The organism is Escherichia sp. WS3227_2, assembly GCF_046486495.1.
Taxonomy (GTDB): Bacteria; Pseudomonadota; Gammaproteobacteria; order Enterobacterales; family Enterobacteriaceae; genus Escherichia; species Escherichia coli.
Map to the genome: position 1 here is coordinate 75,892 of NZ_JBJQLG010000006.1, position 19,305 is coordinate 95,196.

Consider the following 19,305-nt stretch of genomic DNA (forward strand, 5'->3'; position numbering starts at 1 on the left):
GAAAATGCGCACGACCTTACGGGGATAGCCATTCACCCCGCCCGTAAAAGCATTTTCATTTTTTCGCTGCGACAAAACTGACGCTTCACTTCCACCACCAGCGGATGGCGCGACAGCACAATCATCACCACAAACGCCAGCACGCCTGCGGCTATTTGCACCGCCAGCAGCATCCCCAGCGCCAGTTGCCCTTTCAGCACAATGCCCAGCGCATAACTGACCAACAGCGTCGGCAGCGAGAGATAAAACGGCAGCCATAAACTCAGGATGTACTGGCGATAACTGAAACCAAGAACCGGTTTAATCATCACGAAGTAACTCAGAATGGTGTTGATAATCTGCACCAGCAGGAAGCCAAGCGTGACGCCGATTGCGCCCGCCATCTGCCCACCAATAACAATCGCCGGAATAAACAGAAAGGTTTTGAATACGTTGAATTTAAAGCTGATATCGACCCGCGCTTTCGCCATCAGCAGCGAACCAATCGGGTTACCCACGGAGCGCAGTAGCCCCACCACACACAGCAATTGCAGCACCGGAATAATGCTGCTCCACTTTTCGCCAAATACCAGCGGTACAAAGTTATTCGACACCACCATCAGCCCCAGCAGCGCCGGAAAGTTGATAATCCCCACCACCGACAGCAGCTTGTAGAAGTTAACGCGCAGCTTTTCGGTGTCGTCCTGAATTTTGGCAAATGCCGGAAACAACACGCGGGTGATGATGGGGTTCAGTTTCATCGGCGGCACAACTGCCACGTTGTACGCCAGGTTGTATCCCCCTGCCACGCCCGCGCCGAGAATACGTGCCAGCACAAGCGTTGAAAGGTTGGTGTTGAGATAGTTGATGATGCTGTCCGCCGTCAGCCAGGCACCAAAGCGTAAGTTTGGTGCCACCGACGCCAGCGAGAAATGCAGACCGGGGCGATAAATTTTGCGACCAAAGTAGCCAAACAGCAGCGTTCTTACCGCACTATTGACCAGATAACCGAGGATCGCGGTCATCGCCAGCGGCCAGAAATGGGCGCAAACCACCGTAAAAGTAAAGCCCGCCAGTACCGCGCTGGTTTCGATCATGCCGATTTTGTTGAACTCCAGCTCCTTCTGCATCAACGCGCGGAACTGTTGCCCGTGGGGGATCACCACAAACGCCAGCGACAATGTTTTAATCAACGGTGCCAGGTCCGGGTTATTCAGCACGTCACCAATGAGATCACTCAACAAAAACACCGCCACGCACACCACAAGCCCCAGCCCGACGTTCAGCCAGTACAACGTGGTGAGTTCAAGGTGGCTGATTTCTTTTCGCTGAATAATCGAGTTAGCGATACCGAAGTCAGAAAGCGTATCTGCCAGCGCGATAATCACCAGCGACACAGTCAGCAGGCCGAACTGGTGGTTGTCGATAATCCGCGCCAGCACGGTCATCTGTACCAGCCCGAGGCCGATGATGATCACCGTGGCAATCGCCGACCACTTCGCGCCGCTGATGGTTTTTTCACGTAAGCTCATATCAATATGCCGCTTTGTTAACGAAGCCCTTGAACACCGTCAGGAAAACGATTTTGATATCGAACCAGACGCTCCATTCGCGGATGTACTCAAGGTCGAACTCGACGCGTTTTTCCATTTTCTCCAGCGTGTCGGTTTCGCCGCGCCAGCCATTAATCTGCGCCCAGCCGGTAATGCCCGGTTTCACTTTATGGCGCAGCATGTAGCCTTCAATGAGCTGGCGATACTGTTCGTTATGCGCCACCGCGTGCGGACGTGGACCCACAATCGACATCCCCCCGGTCAGCACATTGATAAACTGCGGCAGTTCATCCAGCGAGGTGCGGCGCAGAAAGTTCCCCACTTTGGTGACGCGCGGATCGTTCTGCGTCGCCTGGGTCACCACTTTGTCGTTCTCCATCACTTTCATGGAACGGAACTTCCACACTTTGATCGGCTTGCCATCCATGCCGTAGCGAGTCTGGCGGAAAATAACCGGCCCAGGTGAGCTCAGTTTCACCGCCAGCGCAATGCAGCACAGCACCGGGGAGATCAGCAGCAGGATAAGCGTCGCCAGCACAATGTCTTCCGCACGTTTGAGCAGGCGGTTAACCCCGGAAAGCGGCGTGTCGTAAAGCGGCACCACCGGAACGCCGTTCATCTCTTCAAGACGTGAATGGAGAATGTTGAAGGTAAAGACATCGGGGATCAGCAGCACCGAACAGGTGGTGTCCGCCAATTGATGGACCAGTTTTTTCACTCGCGCGCCGTCGCACATTTGCATCGCGATATAGACGTTATGAATCTTGCCCGCTTTTGCATCCTCGACCAGCTGTTGCAAGTTACCCGCCCAGTCGTTAGAAACGCCGCCCGGTTTCGGGTCGTGGTAAACGCCCACAACTTCAAACCCTAACCACGGCTGATTACGGAAGCTCTCCATCAGCATTTGTCCGGCGGCTAAATCCCCCGCCACCGCGACCATCCGCTTGTTATAGCCATGATTACGCAGCCAGCCCGCGCCAATGCGAATACATGAACGGCAAACCACCAGTCCGATGCTGGTCAGCCCATACCACGCCAGCCAGATTTTCAGTTGCGTGTCGAAATCATTGTTGAACGCCACCAGTCCGGCGCTGAAAATCACGCTTAAGGTCCAGTTTTGTAGCAGCAGGGCAAATTCTGTCGCTGCCCGAACACCGCGCCATGAGCGATAAAAATCGGTGATGCCGCCCAGCATCTGGAACACCACCAGCGTAATCAGCGCCACCAACAGGTGCATGTAGAGGAATGACAGTCCGCTGACTTCGCAAACCAGCCATAGCCCGGCAAACATGATGGTGATATCTGAAAAGCGTTGCACCATAGAGATTAACGATGCATTGGTTTTCGCTCGCTCGCGCTTTTTTAGATTTGTCATCGTTGTTCCTGTTATTAGCCCCTTACCCGCAGTGGGGTAAGGGAAGATCCGACATTACTCGTTCAGCAACGTCAGCAGAGTTCGCGTTCGCGCTTCCATCAGCGGCACATCACCGCGTGATTCCACATTCAACCGCACCACCGGTTCGGTGTTGGAGGAGCGCAGATTAAAGCGCCAGTCGGCAAAGGTCATGCTGATGCCATCGGTACGATCCACCGCCAGCGCCTCGCGGCTAAAGTGCTGTTCCACGCGGTTAATCGCCTCAACGGGGTGCGCCAGTTTGCTGTTGATCTCACCGCTTGCCGGAAACGCTGACATCCGGTCGCGCACCAGTTCGCCCAGCGTTTTTCCTTTCAGGCACACCAGTTCGGCGACCAGCAGCCACGGGATCATGCCGCTGTCGCAGTAAGCGAAATCACGGAAGTAATGGTGGGCGCTCATTTCGCCACCGTAGATAGCGTCTTCCTTGCGCATACGTTCTTTAATAAAGGCGTGTCCGGTTTTCGACATTACCGGGGTGCCGCCTGCGGCAGTCACCACATCAACGGTATTCCAGGAGAGACGCGGATCGTGGATGATCTTCGCGCCGGGATTTTTTTCGAGGAACGCTTCTGCCAGCAGGCCGACAATGTAGTAGCCCTCGATAAACTGCCCTTTTTCGTCAAACAGAAAACAGCGGTCAAAATCGCCATCAAAGGCAATGCCCATATCCGCGCCGTGTTTGATGACCGCATTGCGGGTGTCATCGCGACATTCCGGCAGCAGCGGGTTAGGAATACCGTTGGGGAAATTGCCGTCCGGCGTGTTGTGCACTTTGATGAATTCCACCGGTGCGCCGAGGGCGTTAAAGTGGGCTTCAATGGCGTCCACTACCGGACCCGCTGCGCCATTCCCGGAGTTGATCACCAGCTTGAGCGGCGTGAGGTTTTTGACGTTGATATAACCGAACAGGTGATCAACGTATGCATCACGCAGGTTGATTTGCTGATAGCGACCGCGTTTGGTTTCATCGACGGGGGGAAAGTCGTTGGCTTCAGCCAGACGCTGGACGTCGCGCAGTCCGGTATCGCCGCTGATCGGGCGAGCCCCTTCGCGTACCAGTTTCATGCCGTTGTAATCCATCGGATTATGGCTGGCGGTAACTTCGATGCCTCCATCCACGCCGAGATGGAACGTGGCGAAATAGATCTCTTCGGTGCCGGACATACCGATATCCAGCACATCGACGCCCGCATCCTGTAAACCTTTCGCCAGCGCCAGTTTTAAGGTTTCGCTGGTGAGGCGGACATCACCGCCTAAAACAATGGTTTTCGGTTTGAGAAATTCGCCATAGGCGCGACCAATGCGCCAGGCGATATCTTCATTCAGTTCTTCGCCTAATTTTCCGCGAATATCATAGGCTTTAAAGCAGGTTAATTTTCTCATATCGTTACCCTTTTTCAGGCAATAGTTGGCCCTGACCGAAACGGCCAATTTTGTTTTTGTCGTTATTTACCGGAGAATTAATCCGGTTGATTATGCAACTGCTACACCCGTCCGTAGCGATCCGCGAAGCGCACCACATCATCCTCTTCGAGGTAAGACCCGGAGCGCACTTCAATTAAATCGAGCGGAATTTTCCCCGGGTTTTCCAGGCAGTGCGTCGCCCCCAGCGGAATATAAATGGACTCGTTTTCACCAAGCAGTTTGATATCACCGTCGATAGTGACTTTTGCCGTTCCCGCGACCACTACCCAGTGTTCCGCGCGGTGATGGTGCATCTGTACCGACAAGCCTTCGCCCGGTTTCACGGTGATGCGTTTCACCTGGTAGCGGTCGCCCGCGTCGATAGAGTCATATTTGCCCCACGGACGATACACTTCGCGATGCACCCGATGCTCATGGCGACCATCGGCTTTGATCTGCTCGACCACTTTTTTCACATCCTGCACCGCGTTACGGTCAGCAATCAGCACCGCATCTTTGGTCTGCACTACCACCAAATCTTTCACCCCGACGGTGGTGACCAGGCCAGATTCGGCATACACATAGCTGTTTTCAGTTTTGTGATTAATCACATCGCCGTGGCAAACGTTGCCCTCGGCGGTGTGGGCGCTGATCTCCCATAAAGAGGACCAGGAACCGACATCGCTCCAGCCCGCATCCATCGGCACCACAACAGCATCTGCCGTACGTTCCATGACTGCGTAATCCACCGACTCTTCCGGGCAGGCGAGAAACGCTTCTTCATCCACACGAATAAAATCGAGATCCGGATCGATGGCGCTCATCGCTTTTTCACAGGCGTCGAGAATATCCGGGCGATATTTTTTCAGTTCTTCGAGATAGCGTCCGGCGCGGAACAGGAACATACCGCTGTTCCAGTAATATTCGCCGCTTGCCACATAGGCCTGAGCGGTTTCCAGATTCGGTTTTTCGACAAACTGCGCCACTTCAAAGGCCACCGTATCCTGCTCACCCGCAGATACTTCACCGCGACGAATATAGCCATATCCGGTTTCAGGTAGATCCGGCACAATGCCGAAGGTCACCAGCTTGCCCGCTTCGGCATATGGCATAGCATTACGCACGGCGGCGCGGAATGCGTCTTCATCGGCAATCACATGATCCGCCGCCAGCACCAGCATTAATGGGTCGTTTTCCGGGCTATGACGTTTTGCCGCCAGCGCCGCCAGCGCAATGGCCGGTGCAGTGTTACGCCCTGCCGGTTCGAGAATAATGTTCTCGGTGAGTTTGTTCAGTTGACGCAGCTGTTCCGCGACAATAAAGCGGTGCTGCTCATTGCAAATCACCACAGGGCTTTCGCACTCCACGCCGTTCAGGCGGCAGATGGTGGTTTGCAGCATGGTGAGATCGCCTTTCAGGCATAAAAACTGCTTGGGATAAAGTACGCGGGAAAGCGGCCATAAGCGGCTACCGGAGCCACCTGCCATCACAACTGGATAGAGTTTCGACTGCGCCATAATTATCCCCGAATATCATTTATAAATTGACGTAACACGTTCTCTTTATCGAGCGTGCGTTCGGCATATTCACGTGCCACCGTGTTGTGTTTGGGCAGCAGGAGCGCCTGACGGATCCCCGCCACCAGCGCCTCGACCGATTCCGGTTCTACGCAAACTGCAATGCCCGGAAAGGTTTCGCAAAGCTGCCCCAGTTCTGTGTGGGCTTCTGCGGTAATCACCGCGTTACCGCCTACTGCCAGAATATTGGTCAGTTTCGACGGCAATACGGCATCTGCCGCGCCGCGTTTTTGCACCACCAGATGGCAATCGCCCATCTTCAGCAGTGCGGGTAAAGCGTCATACGATTGCAGCGGAAAAAATTGCATGTTGTGCAGTCCACGCTGCTGCGCAATTTTTTCAAGCCGCGCTTTGCCGCCGCCCTGCCCGACAATGGCAAAAATCAGCGGTTCATCGCGCAGGCGATCGGCAGCTTCAATAACGTTTTCCAGCCCCTGCTTTTCACCAATATTGCCGGAGTAAAGAATGATTTTTTTGTTATCCGGCAGACCAAGCTGGTTACGAAGGGCATCAACATCGGCGTCTGCAACATGTTGAAAACGGGCGATTTCCGACCAGTTGGGGAAGAAGATGACGTTTTCCGCCGCCACGCCTTTTTCGACAGCTTTATTCATCATCGAACGCGAAATCGTGGAGACGTTATCGACGTTATGCAGTCCGCTACGTTCGAACGCCGTTGCCAGCTGAGCCACTTTGCCGCCTTTGCCTTTTCCGGCAAGGCCCAGCCCCAGCATGGCGTCCACTTCGTAATCCTGAATATGCAGCACGGTACGCGCACCAGAGAGCTTCGCCAGAAGGCGCATTCCCGGCGTGCAAAACAGCGTTGGCACTACGCCGATAATGCGATCCGGCTTCCAGCGACGTTGCGCCATCAACGGGAAAAAACTGCTGACGGCAAAACTGCCGAGATGCAACAGGCGTTTCAGGGTGCTCGGCTGTTTTGGCACGTACAGCGGGCAGCGCCACACCGTGGCGGCCCCCTCTTCTCGTTTGTACCGCCAGGCAGAATAGTTCTCGCCCACCTGCCACTGCGGATAGTAAGGCGGTGCGGTAATAACCCGCACCTCATGACCTTGTGCCGCCAGCCATTCCACCATCTCTCCGGTGTACTTGCCGATGCCGGTTAACTCCGGCGAGTAGTTAATGCCGTAGACCAGTATTTTCATAATCCGGGTACTCCGGCACGCTTCTCAGCGAGAAAATAGGCGCGGCTGTTAGCGTGAACATTGTCACTGGCGAGCAGTGCGCCCGGCGTCAGCCAGCGGTAATCGTCATGCTGCTCATCTGGCAGTAACAGCTCTTCTTCCGCGACTCTGAAGCGAAAACCGAGCACCACATAGTGAGTGGTGAAATCCGTGCCGGAGAAGTTATCGTCATAAAAGTGCTGCCAGACACCGTAAAACTGGCCTGCTGTTATCGGCAGACGCAGCCCCAGTTCCGCCATCGTCAGCCGCTCAAATGCGGCTTCCAGCGTTTCGTCTTTCTGCACGCGCCCTCCCGGCACAAACCAGTAACCCTGCGCCGGGCGGTTGGTTCTTTTGCCAAGCAGAAACTCGCCGCGACTGTTCTCGACAATAAAGTCGAGAGAGACAAGCGGTGTGGAGCGCACTACCGTGGCAAAGTCTTCCTGACGTAAAAACATCATTACCCCCGAAAGCGGTCTTGATTCTGAAGGAACCACTGGTAAGTGCTGGCAAGCCCCGCTTCCAGTGAGATTTCGTGATACCAGCCAAGCTGATGCAGGCGCGTCACATCCAGCAGTTTGCGCGGCGTACCATCCGGTTTGCTGGCATCAAAAACCACCCGACCTTTGTAACCCACCACTTTGGCGATGGTTTGAGCCAGCTCGCGGATAGTGCAGTCAACGCCCGTGCCGACGTTAATGTGCGACAGCATCGGCTGGGTGTTCTCCAGCCAGACTTCATGCGCCAGCTCCATGACATGAATGCTCGCCGCCGCCATATCATCGACGTGCAGGAATTCACGCATCGGTGTACCGCTGCCCCATACCACCACGTCCGGTGCATTCTGTGCCGTCGCCTCGTGGAAGCGACGCAGCAATGCAGGGATCACATGCGAATTACTCGGGTGGAAGTTGTCATGCGGGCCATACAGGTTGGTCGGCATGACTGAGCGGTAATCGCGTCCGTACTGGCGGTTGTAAGATTCGCACAGTTTGATCCCGGCGATTTTGGCAATGGCGTAAGGCTCGTTGGTCGGCTCCAGCGTACCCTGCAATAACTCGCTTTCTGCCATCGGCTGTTTTGCCAGTTTCGGGTAGATACAGGACGATCCGAGAAACAGCAGTTTGTTCACGTCGTTCTGATGCGCGGCGTGAATGATGTTGCTCTCAATCATCATGTTCTGGTAGATGAAATCCGCCGGATAGGTGTTGTTGGCAACAATGCCGCCCACTTTCGCCGCCGCCAGATAGACCTGGTCAATACGTTCGCTGGCAAAGAAATCATGCACGGCGCGGCTGTCCAGCAGGTTCAGTTCATCGCGGGTGCGTAATACCAGCTCTACATCACCGCGCTGTTCGAGCTGCCGCCTGATGGCGGAACCGACCATCCCGCGATGGCCAGCAATAAAAATGCGTTGTTTACTCATGCTTATGACTCCAGCGCGATCGCCACGTCGTAGCCGTGAGATTTCAGCAGAGAGTGTTTTTTCGCCGCTTCGAGGTCATTAGCCACCATTTCAGACACCATCTCTCTGAGGGTGATTTCCGGTTTCCAGCCCAGTTTTTCGTGCGCTTTGGTCGGGTCACCGAGCAGCGTTTCAACTTCAGCCGGACGGAAGTAGCGCGGATCAACGGCGATAATCACATCGCCCGGTTTAACGCCTGGCGCGTCATGCCCGGTGACGGAAACCACAATGCCCTTCTCTTCAACGCCCGTGCCTTCAAAGCGCAGTTTGATACCCAGCTGTGCTGCCGCCATTTCCACGAACTGACGCACGGAGTACTGAACGCCGGTCGCGATAACGAAATCTTCCGGCTGTTCCTGTTGCAGCATCATCCACTGCATTTTTACGTAGTCTTTGGCATGGCCCCAGTCGCGCAGGGAATCCATATTGCCGAGGTACAGGCACGACTCCAGCCCCTGAGCGATGTTGGCGATTGCGCGGGTGATTTTGCGGGTAACGAAGGTTTCGCCGCGGCGCGGGGATTCATGGTTGAAGAGAATACCGTTACAGGCATACATGCCGTAGGATTCGCGGTAGTTAACGGTGATCCAGTAGGCATACAGTTTGGCGACCGCATACGGAGAGCGTGGATAGAACGGCGTGGTTTCTTTCTGCGGAATTTCCTGCACCAGACCGTACAGTTCAGAGGTGGAAGCCTGATAAAAACGGGTTTTCTTTTCCAGACCGAGGAAGCGGATCGCCTCCAGCAGGCGCAGTGTACCCATCGCATCAACGTCTGCGGTATATTCCGGTGACTCAAAAGAAACCGCAACGTGGCTCATTGCCCCCAGGTTGTACACTTCATCCGGTTGCACTTCACGCAAAATGCGCGTCAGGTTGGAGGTATCACTCAGGTCGCCATAATGCAGATGGAATTTCGGGTTGCAGGTGTGCGGATCCTGATAAATGTGATCCACGCGCTCGGTGTTGAATGACGATGCGCGACGCTTAATACCATGCACCTCGTAACCTTTTTCCAGCAGAAACTCTGCCAGGTAAGAACCGTCTTGTCCGGTTACACCGGTGATGAGAGCGACTTTTGACATGTCTTATTCCTCTGTATTTTTTGAATTTATTCAGTTTCAACGCGTTCGCGTATCACCACTGCGGGATTCCCCCGGCAAACCACATTTGCCGGAAGCGATTTAAAAACACTGCTTCGTGCACCCACGACGGTGCCGTCGCCAATCGTGACGCCAGGGGCAACAAAGACATCGGTTGCCAGCCAGCATTTCTCGCCAATCACAATAGGCGTGGCGTTAATGGTGAAATGTTGACTTGCATGGTCGTGGCTCCCGGTGCATAAATAACTTTTTTGCGATATCACCGAATGTGCGCCAATGGTTATTTCACCGAGGGTATATAAATTGACGTCATCGCCGACCCACGCGTAATCACCTAAGGTTAATTTCCACGGATAGGTAATTTTTACTGACGGACGAATAACTACGTTTTTTCCTATTTTTGCGCCGAATAAACGTAATAAAAATGCCCGCCAGCTATACAATACTTGTGGCGACCAGGCAAATATTGTTGCCTGTACCGCCCACCACAACTGCACTTTAATAGCTTTGCCGCCCCGGAACCCTTTCGGCACCGAGAAACCGCTTAAATCTTGCATTGGTCTTCCTTATGTACTCTAAATAATTCGAGTTGCAGGAAGGCGGCAAGAGAGTGAATCCCCAGGAGCTTACATAAGTAAGTGACTGGGGTGAACGAACGCATCCGCAGCACATGCAACTTGAAGTATGACGAGTATATTCAGCTTTTGTTATATAAGGCTTTCGTCTTTGAGGTAGTACGCTGGCGTAAATGCCAGGATAATTCTGCCCAGAAGCCAGGCACATGTAATATTTGACGTTGGACTTTTTTGGCGTCAGCACACAATTCCATATTATTGGTGGTAGATACCCCACCCATGGAAAATTCAGACACCAGGCCATTGAGTTTTTTAAATGCATAACCGGCTTTATACATTTTGGCCGCCAGCGCGTAGTCGGACGAAACTTTATATTCCAGGTCATAACGCCATTTTTTCAAGCCGGATACCGGGAAAAATATCGCCTGATGACTGGCGGGCAGGCTGTGATAAATATACCAACCCGGTTTGGCACTACGCTTAATTTTATGCCCGTCGCCAAAATCCAGCAGCGCATCGCCGGTGATCATCACGTTATCTTTTTGCATTTTTAACTTACGGACAAAATTTGCGGCATCCTGATGAAAAATATCGCCCGAGTTGAGAAACAACGCGAACTTGCCTTGTGCCATCGCAATGCCTTTGTTCATGGCGTCGTAGATACCGTTATCTGGCTCGCTGACAAAGCGTAGGTTATAGATACCATTGAGATTTTCCAGGTACTCACGGGTGCCGTCATTGGAACCGCCATCGACAACAATCCATTCGAAGCTGATATCGTCCGCCTGCGCCAGATGCGCCAGCGAGGCATGTGTTTTGACTATCCCTGCGAGGTTACGAAACGCGACAGTGATTATGCTAAGCAACATGTTCTTACCTCGTAATATTTAACGCTTTTCGCAAAATAAACGGACAGACGATTAAAAATGCATATTCCGGGCTAAATATCGAACCGGTAAAAAACAGCGATACCGGAGTAAAAAGATATAATTGCACGCGAAAATTGCGGTTATCACCAAAAGCGTTGATCATCATTTTTATCACTTTCCCCATGTACCACAGTGATAAAAACACCGCGAACCAGGAAAAATAAATAATCAGCAGATACAAACCATTGTCTATGGTTTTTCCGACATCCGCACCGTTAAATATTCCGAATGATGCGACATATTCATAAAGTGAGCCAAATCTGACTACACCGTCAATATGGGTCAAAGAATAACCGACCATCACCAGCGGACCGACAATACGATAATACGATGACGATCCTTCCGTACCTAAATCGCCCAGACGGGTGGAAATATAAGGAAATGCAATTACCACACCAACCAGGAATACAGCCAGAGAAATCAATGCTAACGGTAACTTTTTCTTAATCGCCTCTTTATTCAGATATTGAAATGCCCACTCCAGCAAATAAAACAGGATAAAGGTCATAACCCCTGAAAACGATCCGGATAATATTATCCCTGCGAGAATCATAGCATCTGTTTTAGGCGTTTTGATACCAAACTGTTTGATGCTGAGCCAAATTGAGATTAATGCCAGAGCGAAAAATGCCGGTTCGAAATAAAGTGCTGTCGTGCGCTTACCGCCGAATTTAATGAAATTCAGCACATAGCTGTTGCTGTAAATCAGATATTTCGAAATCGACTCCATAATACTGCTGCCACCGGTGAGGATAATTTGCGCCATCTCCACCGCCGCCAGCGCCACCACCAGCCCGACCACCAGATAAAAGAAACGTAATATCTTGCGATGGTTGTGTGGCGAAATCGTTTTAAAACGAATACTCCACACCATGCCAATAATGATCACAATATAGACAAACAGCATGGTTGAAGTGACGTATTTACTGGCATCCAACGACTGACCAAACAGGTAGTTAAACGCCGTGAGTCCCGCGCCACTCCCTAAGGCAATCATCAATTTTTTAACGCTGATGCGTTCTAAAAACAGCAGTAACAAGACAGGTAAAAAAGTGACGATGGTGATGGGGAAACTTTCGCCAAGCTGGGCGATTTTGACGTTAACCAGCAGGTAGATCAGCGGCAGCAGCAGGTAGCTACAGATTCTGATAGAAGTTGACATACTCCTCCAGCATCTGTTGTCCACTGTAGGCGGCGCGGCTGCGCTGGCTGAACTCAGCCAGCGTGGTACTAAATATCGCCTGCGCGATTTCCGGTTTGCTTAACTGCACCAGTTGCAGCACGTCTTCTTCGCTGACGGTTTTACCGCCGGATTTTTGCAGCACTTCCCGCGCTGCGTCGCTATGGGTAGCAATCACCGGCACGCCAATCGATAGCGCCTCACACAAAATCAGCGGGTAGTTATCGACGCGAGAACTGAACACCAGCGCATCCATCTGATTGAGCGCGCTCATCAACTTGCGCTTGTCGGTTTCAAAGCCGTGATTGACAACATTACCAGCGGTGAACGGCGAGAACTTACCGAAGGTATGCAGTTCGATTTTGTCGCCCAGCGCCATCATCTCGCGCACCAGTTGCTGGTTAGTCTTGCCGTCGTAACGCAGGTCATGCGCCACCACCGCGATTTTCGGCTTGCCCTGGGTTTCGCGCACCGGAGGCAAGTCCGCCAGAATCGCTTCGGTTGCCATATCAATGCCATTATTGATAATCCGGCAACGCCCTGGACCGTACAGACTATTGAAAGCATCAGCCACATGCTGGCTGGGGGAAATAAACTGACAGCCCAGCGCCAGCATCTCACGGAATAACTGGCGTTTGCCCGCCACCAGCTGGTGTGCGCGATCAATCTTCACCGGCGGATAATTATTTAAGGTCGGGCATTTCTGGCAGCCCTTTTTCCAGCCTTCACAACCGTCGGTAAAGGCGCAGCGTCCGGTAACGCTCCAGTGATCGTGCAGCGTCCAGACCAGAGTGACATCCGGTTTGTGGTTTTTCACCTTTTCGCAAAAGCGCACCACGCTCTTAAGATTTAGCCAGTAGCTGTGCAGCACATGAAAATGCAGGACCACCGGACCCGGTGTGCGAGTAATGGTGCGATATAACTCATTGAAATTGCCGAACAGATCGCGATTAAACAGACGAAACAGGGCAATATTCGCCATTGCGGTCATCCGCGGCGTATGTTTGATGACCTGCGGATAGTTTTGATGGCTGACGCTCTCTTTGCCGCCTTTGCCGTAGCCGTAGACAAAATGTGACGCCAGCCCCTGTTGCAGCGCACGCTGGTGGAGATCTAACGCCACACCTGCCGCCCCGCCTTCCGCCAGTCGTACATTAAATTGCAGAATATTCATTTAATTACCTTCACTCGCGCTTTTTCTCCCACCACCAGCGCGTTGTCCGGGACAGAGTCGAGCACCACGCTGCCCGCGCCCACGGTGACGTTGTTACCAAGCGTGATATCACCAAGAATAATGACGTTGGCACCGAGTTCGACGCCGTTGCCAATGTGTGGACATGCCATGTTATCGGCACCACGATTGCCGATAGTGACGCCGTGGCGAATGGTAAAATCATCCCCCGCTACCACATTTTTATTGATCACTACGGCGTAACCGTGATGGATAGTAAAGCGGCGGCCAATGGTCGCGGCAGCCTGGATTTCATAACCGAAAAAGCATTCGGTGATAATGCGATACAGCACCAGCAGCGGGGCCGCCCACAGATTGTTGAGGACGTTCTTTTTGCGCCACACCGAACAAAAATGAGCGGCGCGATAGGCAAGAACCATGCAGCACGGGCGTAAACTCCAGCTGTTGGCGCGCAGATCTTCCAGCATCTTTAGCGCCCCCGAATACCATCAGCCAGACGTTTGCCGTTACGCACCGACAGCAGCGTCAGCAAAGTGCGCCAGGTCATGCGTTTATTGCGGATCTGGTAGAGGGTAAACAGCTGATATTTTTTGCTGGCGCGGTCAAATTTGTCTTTGTGCTTACGGTAAAAGTGGAAGTATCCGGAGAATTTTTTCGGTGACGAGGTGATCTGCATTTCACCGTGATTGATATGCAGGATCTGCGTCGCCTCTTCCACTTTCCACGGTTCGCCATACTCCACCACCATCCGCAGGAAAATGTCGTAATCCTGTGCCGCTTTCAGTTCGGTATCGAACAAACACTCTTTGAAACGCCACGCCCAGGTAAAGACCTGATTGCCAATGATATTGCGTTTGTAGAACAGGCGGCGTGAATACGGCGATTTGGGATACAGTGGCAAACTTGCCGGTTGGGAATAGACTTCGCCCTGGCAAACGTAGTCGTTAGCGTACAAAAAGGCGTGTGTGACCAGTTGCTGTTTATGGGCGAGGAAGACGCTCAGACGGTTGGGTGTCCATTCATCATCATCATCGATCCCGGTGATATATTCCCCTTGCGCCAGCATAATCGCCTGGTTACGTACCGCGCACGCCCCGCTGTTAATGTCGTTGTGAATGTAAGTGATACGCGGATCGTTGAGGGCGGTGACGTACTGTTGAAGTTGTTCCCAGGAGGTGGAGCAATCATCCACGATGATCATCTCCCAGTTGTTATAGTCCTGGCGCAGGACCGATTTTATCGCCCGAATCGCCAGTTGTTGGCGGTTCCAGGTCGGCATATAGATTGAGATCAGCGGATTGTCTTTCATAGGTTGTTCTCCCGGAGTGTCGAGATGTTCTGCCGGTTTATAAGCTTGTTTACGGGTTCTGTTGCCGGATGCGGCGTGAACGGAGGTCGGATAAGATGCGTCAGCATCGCATCCGACAGCGGATCTCGTTATTTCGCGTCCGACTTATATTCGTATTCGTAATAGCCATAATCCTGATACGCGCTGGCGCGGCGGAAGATGGAGTTGAGAATCACCCCTTTCACCGGAATACCATTTTGCTCAAAGCGGCTCAGACTGGTTTCCACTTCTTTCAATGTGTTGACCGCATAACGCGCTACCATTAACGTGGTTCCGACATGACGACCAACAATTGCCGCATCGGTCACTGCCAGAATCGGCGGCGTATCAATCAACACCAGGTCGTAGTTTTTACTCGCCCAGCTCACCAGTTCGGCAAAGCGTTCGCTCATCAACAGTTCAGAAGGATTTGGCGGTACCTGACCGCGCGGGATCAGGTCAAATTTGGCAATAGAGGTCGGTTTAGCAGCGGTAGTAATATCGCCCTGACCAATCAGAATTTCCGACAGGCCATTGACGTTATTGGTGCCCAACAGCTCGTGGGTGTAGCCTTTGCGCATATCGCAGTCGATCAACAACACCCGTTTATTGGTCTGGCTGATCACCGCCGCCAGGTTGGCGCAGACAAAGGTTTTACCGATTGACGGGCTAACCCCGGTCATCATCAACACATTGTTCTGTGCCTGCATCATCGCGAAGTGCAGACTGGTACGCAGACTACGGATGGCTTCAATCGCCAGATCGGTTGGATTCCCCACCGCCAGTAGCTGGCTCTGTTTATAGCGTTTAACCCCTTTGATGGTTTTGACGCTATCGCGCGCTTTCTGCCACTCCGACAGCGGGATGCTGGCATAGACGCTGATGCCATGTTCCTCCAGCACCTGCGGGCTTTCAATGCCGCGATTGAACAAAGAGCGCAGCAGCACACCCACGATAGAGAGCATCAGGCCGAGGATAATCGCCCCGAGGATAATCAGCCCTTTCTTCGGTTTCAGCACACCAGGCTGGGTGATTGCCGGGTCAACAATGCGCACATCGCCGACGGTGCTGGCTTCGGTGATTTTCAGCTCCTGTTCTTTATTCAGCAGTTGCATATAGACCTGCTGCCCAGACTCGACATCGCGGGTCAGACGGACAATTTCCTGCTGGGTTTTCGGCATCGCCGTTACGCGACCATTAAGTTTGGCTTTTTCGTCTTCCAGCGCCTGCCGTTTCTCCAGCAGCGTGCGATACGCCGGGTGAACTTTGGTGTATAGCTTGGAGATTTCCGCTTCTTTAAAGGTCAGTTCGTTCAACTGCGCGTCGATGTTCACCATCGAATCGAGCACCGCTTTCGCTTCCAGCGGCAGATCAACAGAATCTTTATCCTGACGGAAGGCATTCAGTTTGTTTTCGGCAACATCAAGGCGGCTACGTACTTCCGGTAACTGTTGCGCGAGGAAAGCGAGGCTTTTCGACGCTTCCGCCGATTTGCGCTCAATATTTTGTTCCTGATAGTTACGAGCGATGCTGTTAAGAATGTCGCGGATCTGTTCACGATCTTCACCGGTATAAGTCAGGCTCAGTACGCCTGCGTCTTTGCCGTTCTCCGTTACCGTCAGGCTGTTTTGCAGTTGGTTGATCATCCCCAGCGTGGAGTATTTGGTGACGGTAAACTCACTCCCCGGGCTGGCGTGAATGGCTTCAACCATCAGCGTGACGCCTTCTTTTTTCAGCATCTGGCCCGCTTGCCCACGGGCGCTAAAGCCGCCATCAGTGCTCAGGGTGTAGTTTTTGTCATCAAGCACATTAAGCGTAAACACCTGATCCGCCATCTCTTTCGGGCGGTTGAAGGTGGTCACTTTCACCGTCTCGTTCTGACGTCCCATCAGGCGATCCCAGCCCGCACCGAAAATCGGGAACGTGTTTTTGCTCACCGCAATATCGAGGTCGAGATCGTCCACCGTTTTACCAAGCACCAGACGCGAACGAATCAACTGGATCTCGGCGTCCGATGCTGGCGGTTTGTTGGCTAATGCCGAACCAATGTCCTGCACTAACGAATTGCCGCTGTTTTGCTCGATTTGTACCAGTGCGTCGGCACTATAAATCGGCGTGGCGAAGAAGGTGTAAACCACGGCACAGAGGGCAAATACGGCGGTGATGCCAATCACCCACCAGCGCGCTTCAATGACGGTGCCGACCAGGCGACCAATATCGATTTCATCACTGCCCGTTACCGGAGCGGCATGTTGTTTTACTTTTTCTGTCATTCTTATACCTGCTCTGCGTTCAATGCCTGCGCCCACTGGCGGGCAGACCGTTCAAGTAATGTGTACACCGCTACAAACGTTTCCCGGCTTTTGCGATACGGATCGGGGATTTCACATTCGTTATCCCAGTGACCAAACAGCATCACTTTGCCGCGCATCTCCGGTGCCATCTCGCATAAGCGTTCGATATGGCGCTTTTCCATGGTCAAAATCAGGTCGTAGTTGCGACACAGGCGACGGCTGATTTGCCGTGCACAGTGACCTTCCAGAGACAGTTGATGTTCTGCGGCGACGCTGATAGCAGTAGGGTCAGCGCCCTTACCGACCAGCGCGCCGAGTCCAGCGGACTCCACTTTCAGCTCCGGGTGATAACGTTGCAGTAAGCGTTCCGCCGTCGGGGAACGGCAAATATTGCCGACACAGACAACTAAAATGTTGTTAAACATGACGATTACCAGTTATGAATGTCGCTGGCTGTATCCGTCATGTAACGGACACCGCTAATAGTTGGCAGCAACTGATTGATCAGACGGTTCCAGCGGGAAACCGGGGCGGTGGTGACATACACCACGTCATAAGGTTGCAGGCGGAATTCTGTCGCCATCACCAGCGACGTGGCATCGGACATATCCAGCTGGTAGATATTGGCAATCTTGCCATTACGCCCGCCCTCGCCTTTCAGCGGACGAATGACAAAGATGCCGCTGGCGTTGGAGGTGGTCATGTCGATGCCTTCAGCATTACCCAGGGCTTCAGTCAGGGTCATACCGCTAAAGTCCATTTTCAGGGTGCTCTGTTTCTTCACTTCACCCATCACAAACACTTTCAGATCATCATTACGCGGCACGTAGAGAATATCGCCGGGGTAAAGCAGTCGGTTCTGATTGAGGTCGCCGTTTTGCATCAGCGCCTGCAAAGAAATGCGTTCTTCACGACCATTGTGTGTTAGCACCACGTTGCGCCAGTCAGCGGTGTCGGTCAGGCCACCTGCGGCGTTGATGGCGTCGAGAATGGTCAGTGGTACGTTGGTGATCGCCTGTTGACCGGATTTATTCACCTGACCGGAGATATACGCTTTTTGCGAGCGGAAGGCGGCGATATTAACGTCCACCTGCGGGTCAGCGATGTACGTCGCTAAGCGCCCGGTAATATCACTGCGGATTTCAGCGAGCGTTTTCCCCACCACGTGAACTTTGCCGATATACGGGTAGAACATGGTGCCGTCAGGCTGTACCCAGTTGCCGGTGTCGCTGGAGCTGCGGTACTGACCGGCTGGCGTGGTGAGTTCCGGGTGATCCCAGACGGTGACATTAAGAACGTCCCCCGGCCCGACGCGATACTGGTAATTCGCGATCTCACTTTCCAGCGTCATATTGGGGCGCGCTACGTTGGGTCGTGGGCGTAATTGATCAATCAGGCGCGGGGTCAACGGATAAACATTCACCATTTTGTCGAGATCGAAATCAGCGTCCTGCTGTTTGATGACGTCTTTGCCCATCGTCGACATATTGCTGCCCGGAAGTACTGTGCAACCGCTTATCAAGGTTACTGACACCAATAATGGCATCAATTTCATTTTGGATTTCATCATTGTTTATTTATCACTTTGGCAGAGTAATTATCCTGTGCACTATTAATAGCAATGTCGCCATGCACATTTACCTTGCAGTTAATTGAATAAAAATTTAACTGGCATCAGTCCTAAAAAAATTGATTTCATCCGCAGGCTATTGACAGAATAATTCAGACTGGTCTTTCAGGCATCCAGACACGCTACCGCCCCTGGCTTTTTAGCTACCAATACACTGATTCAGCTTAATTTTTAAAACCCTCTCAACATACAGTCGTTGATGAGAAAGGGTTATTGCGGAAATTAACTTCCGAATATAAGGTGACATTATGGTAATTGAATATTGGCTCTCCAATAATGCAGGAGGAAGTGTTACAGCTAACGGAATAGCAGGCAAGGTAACAATTCGGCAATTGGCTATTTTTAAGAATTATATTAAGTGTCATTCAATATGGTTTTTAGGAGTTTCTTTAGGTTGACAATATTTAATATAGTGTCTCCACATGCGATATTTCTTAAATAATGTTTTATTATTACCACTTTTAATTCAGGGATAATGTGAGGTTATAAACCTCAA

Annotated in this window: 18 protein-coding genes; 1 reads left to right on the plus strand and 17 read right to left on the minus strand. The window is 52.3% G+C overall.

All coding sequences use genetic code 11. The features are described 5' to 3' along the window. Positions 1-32 precede the first annotated feature (32 nt). From wzxC to wza, 17 genes are all read right to left on the minus strand, one after another. Positions 33-1,511 carry a colanic acid undecaprenyl disphosphate flippase WzxC gene (gene wzxC, locus ACJHXB_RS10280; RefSeq protein ID WP_087890958.1) on the minus strand — a complete coding sequence of 493 codons (1,479 nt, stop codon included), beginning with the start codon at positions 1,509-1,511 and terminating at the stop codon, positions 33-35. Between the two features lies 1 nt (position 1,512). Then, on the minus strand, positions 1,513-2,907 hold the full coding sequence (gene wcaJ / locus ACJHXB_RS10285) for an undecaprenyl-phosphate glucose phosphotransferase (RefSeq protein WP_000183130.1): 1,395 nt from the start codon (positions 2,905-2,907) through the stop codon (positions 1,513-1,515). Positions 2,908-2,961: 54 nt separating this feature from the next. After that, positions 2,962-4,332, minus strand: a complete 1,371-nt coding sequence (gene cpsG / locus ACJHXB_RS10290) for a colanic acid biosynthesis phosphomannomutase CpsG (protein ID WP_087890959.1) — start codon at positions 4,330-4,332, stop codon at positions 2,962-2,964. Positions 4,333-4,433: 101 nt separating this feature from the next. Further along, the gene (gene cpsB / locus ACJHXB_RS10295) at positions 4,434-5,870 is read right to left on the minus strand and encodes a mannose-1-phosphate guanyltransferase (RefSeq protein ID WP_083575972.1); all 1,437 of its coding nucleotides are present in this window, start codon (positions 5,868-5,870) and stop codon (positions 4,434-4,436) included. A 2-nt stretch (positions 5,871-5,872) separates the two neighbouring features. Then, complete coding sequence (gene wcaI / locus ACJHXB_RS10300; RefSeq protein WP_087890960.1) at positions 5,873-7,096, minus strand: colanic acid biosynthesis fucosyltransferase WcaI; 1,224 nt, start codon at positions 7,094-7,096, stop codon at positions 5,873-5,875. Next, on the minus strand, positions 7,093-7,572 hold the full coding sequence (gmm, locus tag ACJHXB_RS10305) for a GDP-mannose mannosyl hydrolase (RefSeq protein WP_087890961.1): 480 nt from the start codon (positions 7,570-7,572) through the stop codon (positions 7,093-7,095). The genes wcaI and gmm overlap by 4 nt, the downstream gene beginning before the upstream one ends. Before the next feature lie 2 nt (positions 7,573-7,574). After that, a complete protein-coding gene (fcl, locus tag ACJHXB_RS10310) occupies positions 7,575-8,540 on the minus strand; it encodes a GDP-L-fucose synthase (RefSeq protein WP_000043608.1) in 966 nt (321 codons plus the stop codon). A 2-nt stretch (positions 8,541-8,542) separates the two neighbouring features. Further along, positions 8,543-9,664 (minus strand): GDP-mannose 4,6-dehydratase, encoded by a 1,122-nt coding sequence (gene gmd, locus ACJHXB_RS10315; RefSeq protein ID WP_000048190.1) that lies wholly within the window; start codon positions 9,662-9,664, stop codon positions 8,543-8,545. 26 nt (positions 9,665-9,690) lie between these two features. Then, positions 9,691-10,239: a colanic acid biosynthesis acetyltransferase WcaF gene (gene wcaF, locus ACJHXB_RS10320; protein ID WP_001153540.1), complete on the minus strand. Its 549-nt coding sequence runs from the start codon at positions 10,237-10,239 to the stop codon at positions 9,691-9,693. A gap of 140 nt (positions 10,240-10,379) precedes the next feature. Next, positions 10,380-11,126, minus strand: a complete 747-nt coding sequence (gene wcaE / locus ACJHXB_RS10325) for a colanic acid biosynthesis glycosyltransferase WcaE (protein ID WP_000927011.1) — start codon at positions 11,124-11,126, stop codon at positions 10,380-10,382. 4 nt (positions 11,127-11,130) lie between these two features. Then, positions 11,131-12,348 (minus strand): colanic acid polymerase WcaD, encoded by a 1,218-nt coding sequence (wcaD, locus tag ACJHXB_RS10330; RefSeq protein ID WP_000107839.1) that lies wholly within the window; start codon positions 12,346-12,348, stop codon positions 11,131-11,133. Next, entirely contained in the window at positions 12,323-13,540 is a 1,218-nt protein-coding gene (gene wcaC, locus ACJHXB_RS10335) for a colanic acid biosynthesis glycosyltransferase WcaC (RefSeq protein ID WP_001023893.1), read from the minus strand. The genes wcaD and wcaC overlap by 26 nt, the downstream gene beginning before the upstream one ends. Then, positions 13,537-14,025, minus strand: coding sequence for a colanic acid biosynthesis acetyltransferase WcaB (gene wcaB / locus ACJHXB_RS10340; RefSeq protein WP_000888714.1), 489 nt, complete (start codon positions 14,023-14,025; stop codon positions 13,537-13,539). The genes wcaC and wcaB overlap by 4 nt, the downstream gene beginning before the upstream one ends. 2 nt (positions 14,026-14,027) lie before the next feature. Next, positions 14,028-14,867 carry a colanic acid biosynthesis glycosyltransferase WcaA gene (wcaA, locus tag ACJHXB_RS10345; protein WP_000654487.1) on the minus strand — a complete coding sequence of 280 codons (840 nt, stop codon included), beginning with the start codon at positions 14,865-14,867 and terminating at the stop codon, positions 14,028-14,030. Between the two features lie 128 nt (positions 14,868-14,995). Further along, complete coding sequence (gene wzc / locus ACJHXB_RS10350) at positions 14,996-17,158, minus strand: tyrosine-protein kinase Wzc (protein WP_000137126.1); 2,163 nt, start codon at positions 17,156-17,158, stop codon at positions 14,996-14,998. Between the two features lie 2 nt (positions 17,159-17,160). Then, on the minus strand, positions 17,161-17,604 hold the full coding sequence (wzb, locus tag ACJHXB_RS10355; protein ID WP_000482906.1) for a low molecular weight protein-tyrosine-phosphatase Wzb: 444 nt from the start codon (positions 17,602-17,604) through the stop codon (positions 17,161-17,163). A 5-nt stretch (positions 17,605-17,609) separates the two neighbouring features. Continuing rightward, the gene (gene wza, locus ACJHXB_RS10360; protein ID WP_000978094.1) at positions 17,610-18,749 is read right to left on the minus strand and encodes a polysaccharide export protein Wza; all 1,140 of its coding nucleotides are present in this window, start codon (positions 18,747-18,749) and stop codon (positions 17,610-17,612) included. Positions 18,750-19,057: 308 nt separating this feature from the next. On the opposite strand from wza, the gene ACJHXB_RS10365 reads away from it, so the two are divergent. After that, positions 19,058-19,207 (plus strand): hypothetical protein, encoded by a 150-nt coding sequence (locus tag ACJHXB_RS10365; protein ID WP_162829205.1) that lies wholly within the window; start codon positions 19,058-19,060, stop codon positions 19,205-19,207. Positions 19,208-19,305: the final 98 nt, after the last annotated feature.

Bases quoted from the DNA above. Each gene is read 5' to 3' on its own strand.
- wcaI (WP_087890960.1), bottom strand. From the start codon at position 7,096: ATGAAAATACTGGTCTACGGCATTAACTACTCGCCGGAGTTAACCGGC.
- wcaE (WP_000927011.1), bottom strand. From the start codon at position 11,126: ATGTTGCTTAGCATAATCACTGTCGCGTTTCGTAACCTCGCAGGGATA.
- fcl (WP_000043608.1), bottom strand. From the start codon at position 8,540: ATGAGTAAACAACGCATTTTTATTGCTGGCCATCGCGGGATGGTCGGT.
- cpsG (WP_087890959.1), bottom strand. From the start codon at position 4,332: ATGAGAAAATTAACCTGCTTTAAAGCCTATGATATTCGCGGAAAATTA.
- wcaC (WP_001023893.1), bottom strand. From the start codon at position 13,540: ATGAATATTCTGCAATTTAATGTACGACTGGCGGAAGGCGGGGCGGCA.
- wcaB (WP_000888714.1), bottom strand. From the start codon at position 14,025: ATGCTGGAAGATCTGCGCGCCAACAGCTGGAGTTTACGCCCGTGCTGC.
- gmm (WP_087890961.1), bottom strand. From the start codon at position 7,572: ATGTTTTTACGTCAGGAAGACTTTGCCACGGTAGTGCGCTCCACACCG.
- wcaA (WP_000654487.1), bottom strand. From the start codon at position 14,867: ATGAAAGACAATCCGCTGATCTCAATCTATATGCCGACCTGGAACCGC.
- cpsB (WP_083575972.1), bottom strand. From the start codon at position 5,870: ATGGCGCAGTCGAAACTCTATCCAGTTGTGATGGCAGGTGGCTCCGGT.
- wzxC (WP_087890958.1), bottom strand. From the start codon at position 1,511: ATGAGCTTACGTGAAAAAACCATCAGCGGCGCGAAGTGGTCGGCGATT.
- gmd (WP_000048190.1), bottom strand. From the start codon at position 9,664: ATGTCAAAAGTCGCTCTCATCACCGGTGTAACCGGACAAGACGGTTCT.
- wzc (WP_000137126.1), bottom strand. From the start codon at position 17,158: ATGACAGAAAAAGTAAAACAACATGCCGCTCCGGTAACGGGCAGTGAT.
- wcaJ (WP_000183130.1), bottom strand. From the start codon at position 2,907: ATGACAAATCTAAAAAAGCGCGAGCGAGCGAAAACCAATGCATCGTTA.
- wzb (WP_000482906.1), bottom strand. From the start codon at position 17,604: ATGTTTAACAACATTTTAGTTGTCTGTGTCGGCAATATTTGCCGTTCC.
- ACJHXB_RS10365 (WP_162829205.1), top strand. From the start codon at position 19,058: ATGGTAATTGAATATTGGCTCTCCAATAATGCAGGAGGAAGTGTTACA.
- wcaD (WP_000107839.1), bottom strand. From the start codon at position 12,348: ATGTCAACTTCTATCAGAATCTGTAGCTACCTGCTGCTGCCGCTGATC.
- wza (WP_000978094.1), bottom strand. From the start codon at position 18,749: ATGATGAAATCCAAAATGAAATTGATGCCATTATTGGTGTCAGTAACC.
- wcaF (WP_001153540.1), bottom strand. From the start codon at position 10,239: ATGCAAGATTTAAGCGGTTTCTCGGTGCCGAAAGGGTTCCGGGGCGGC.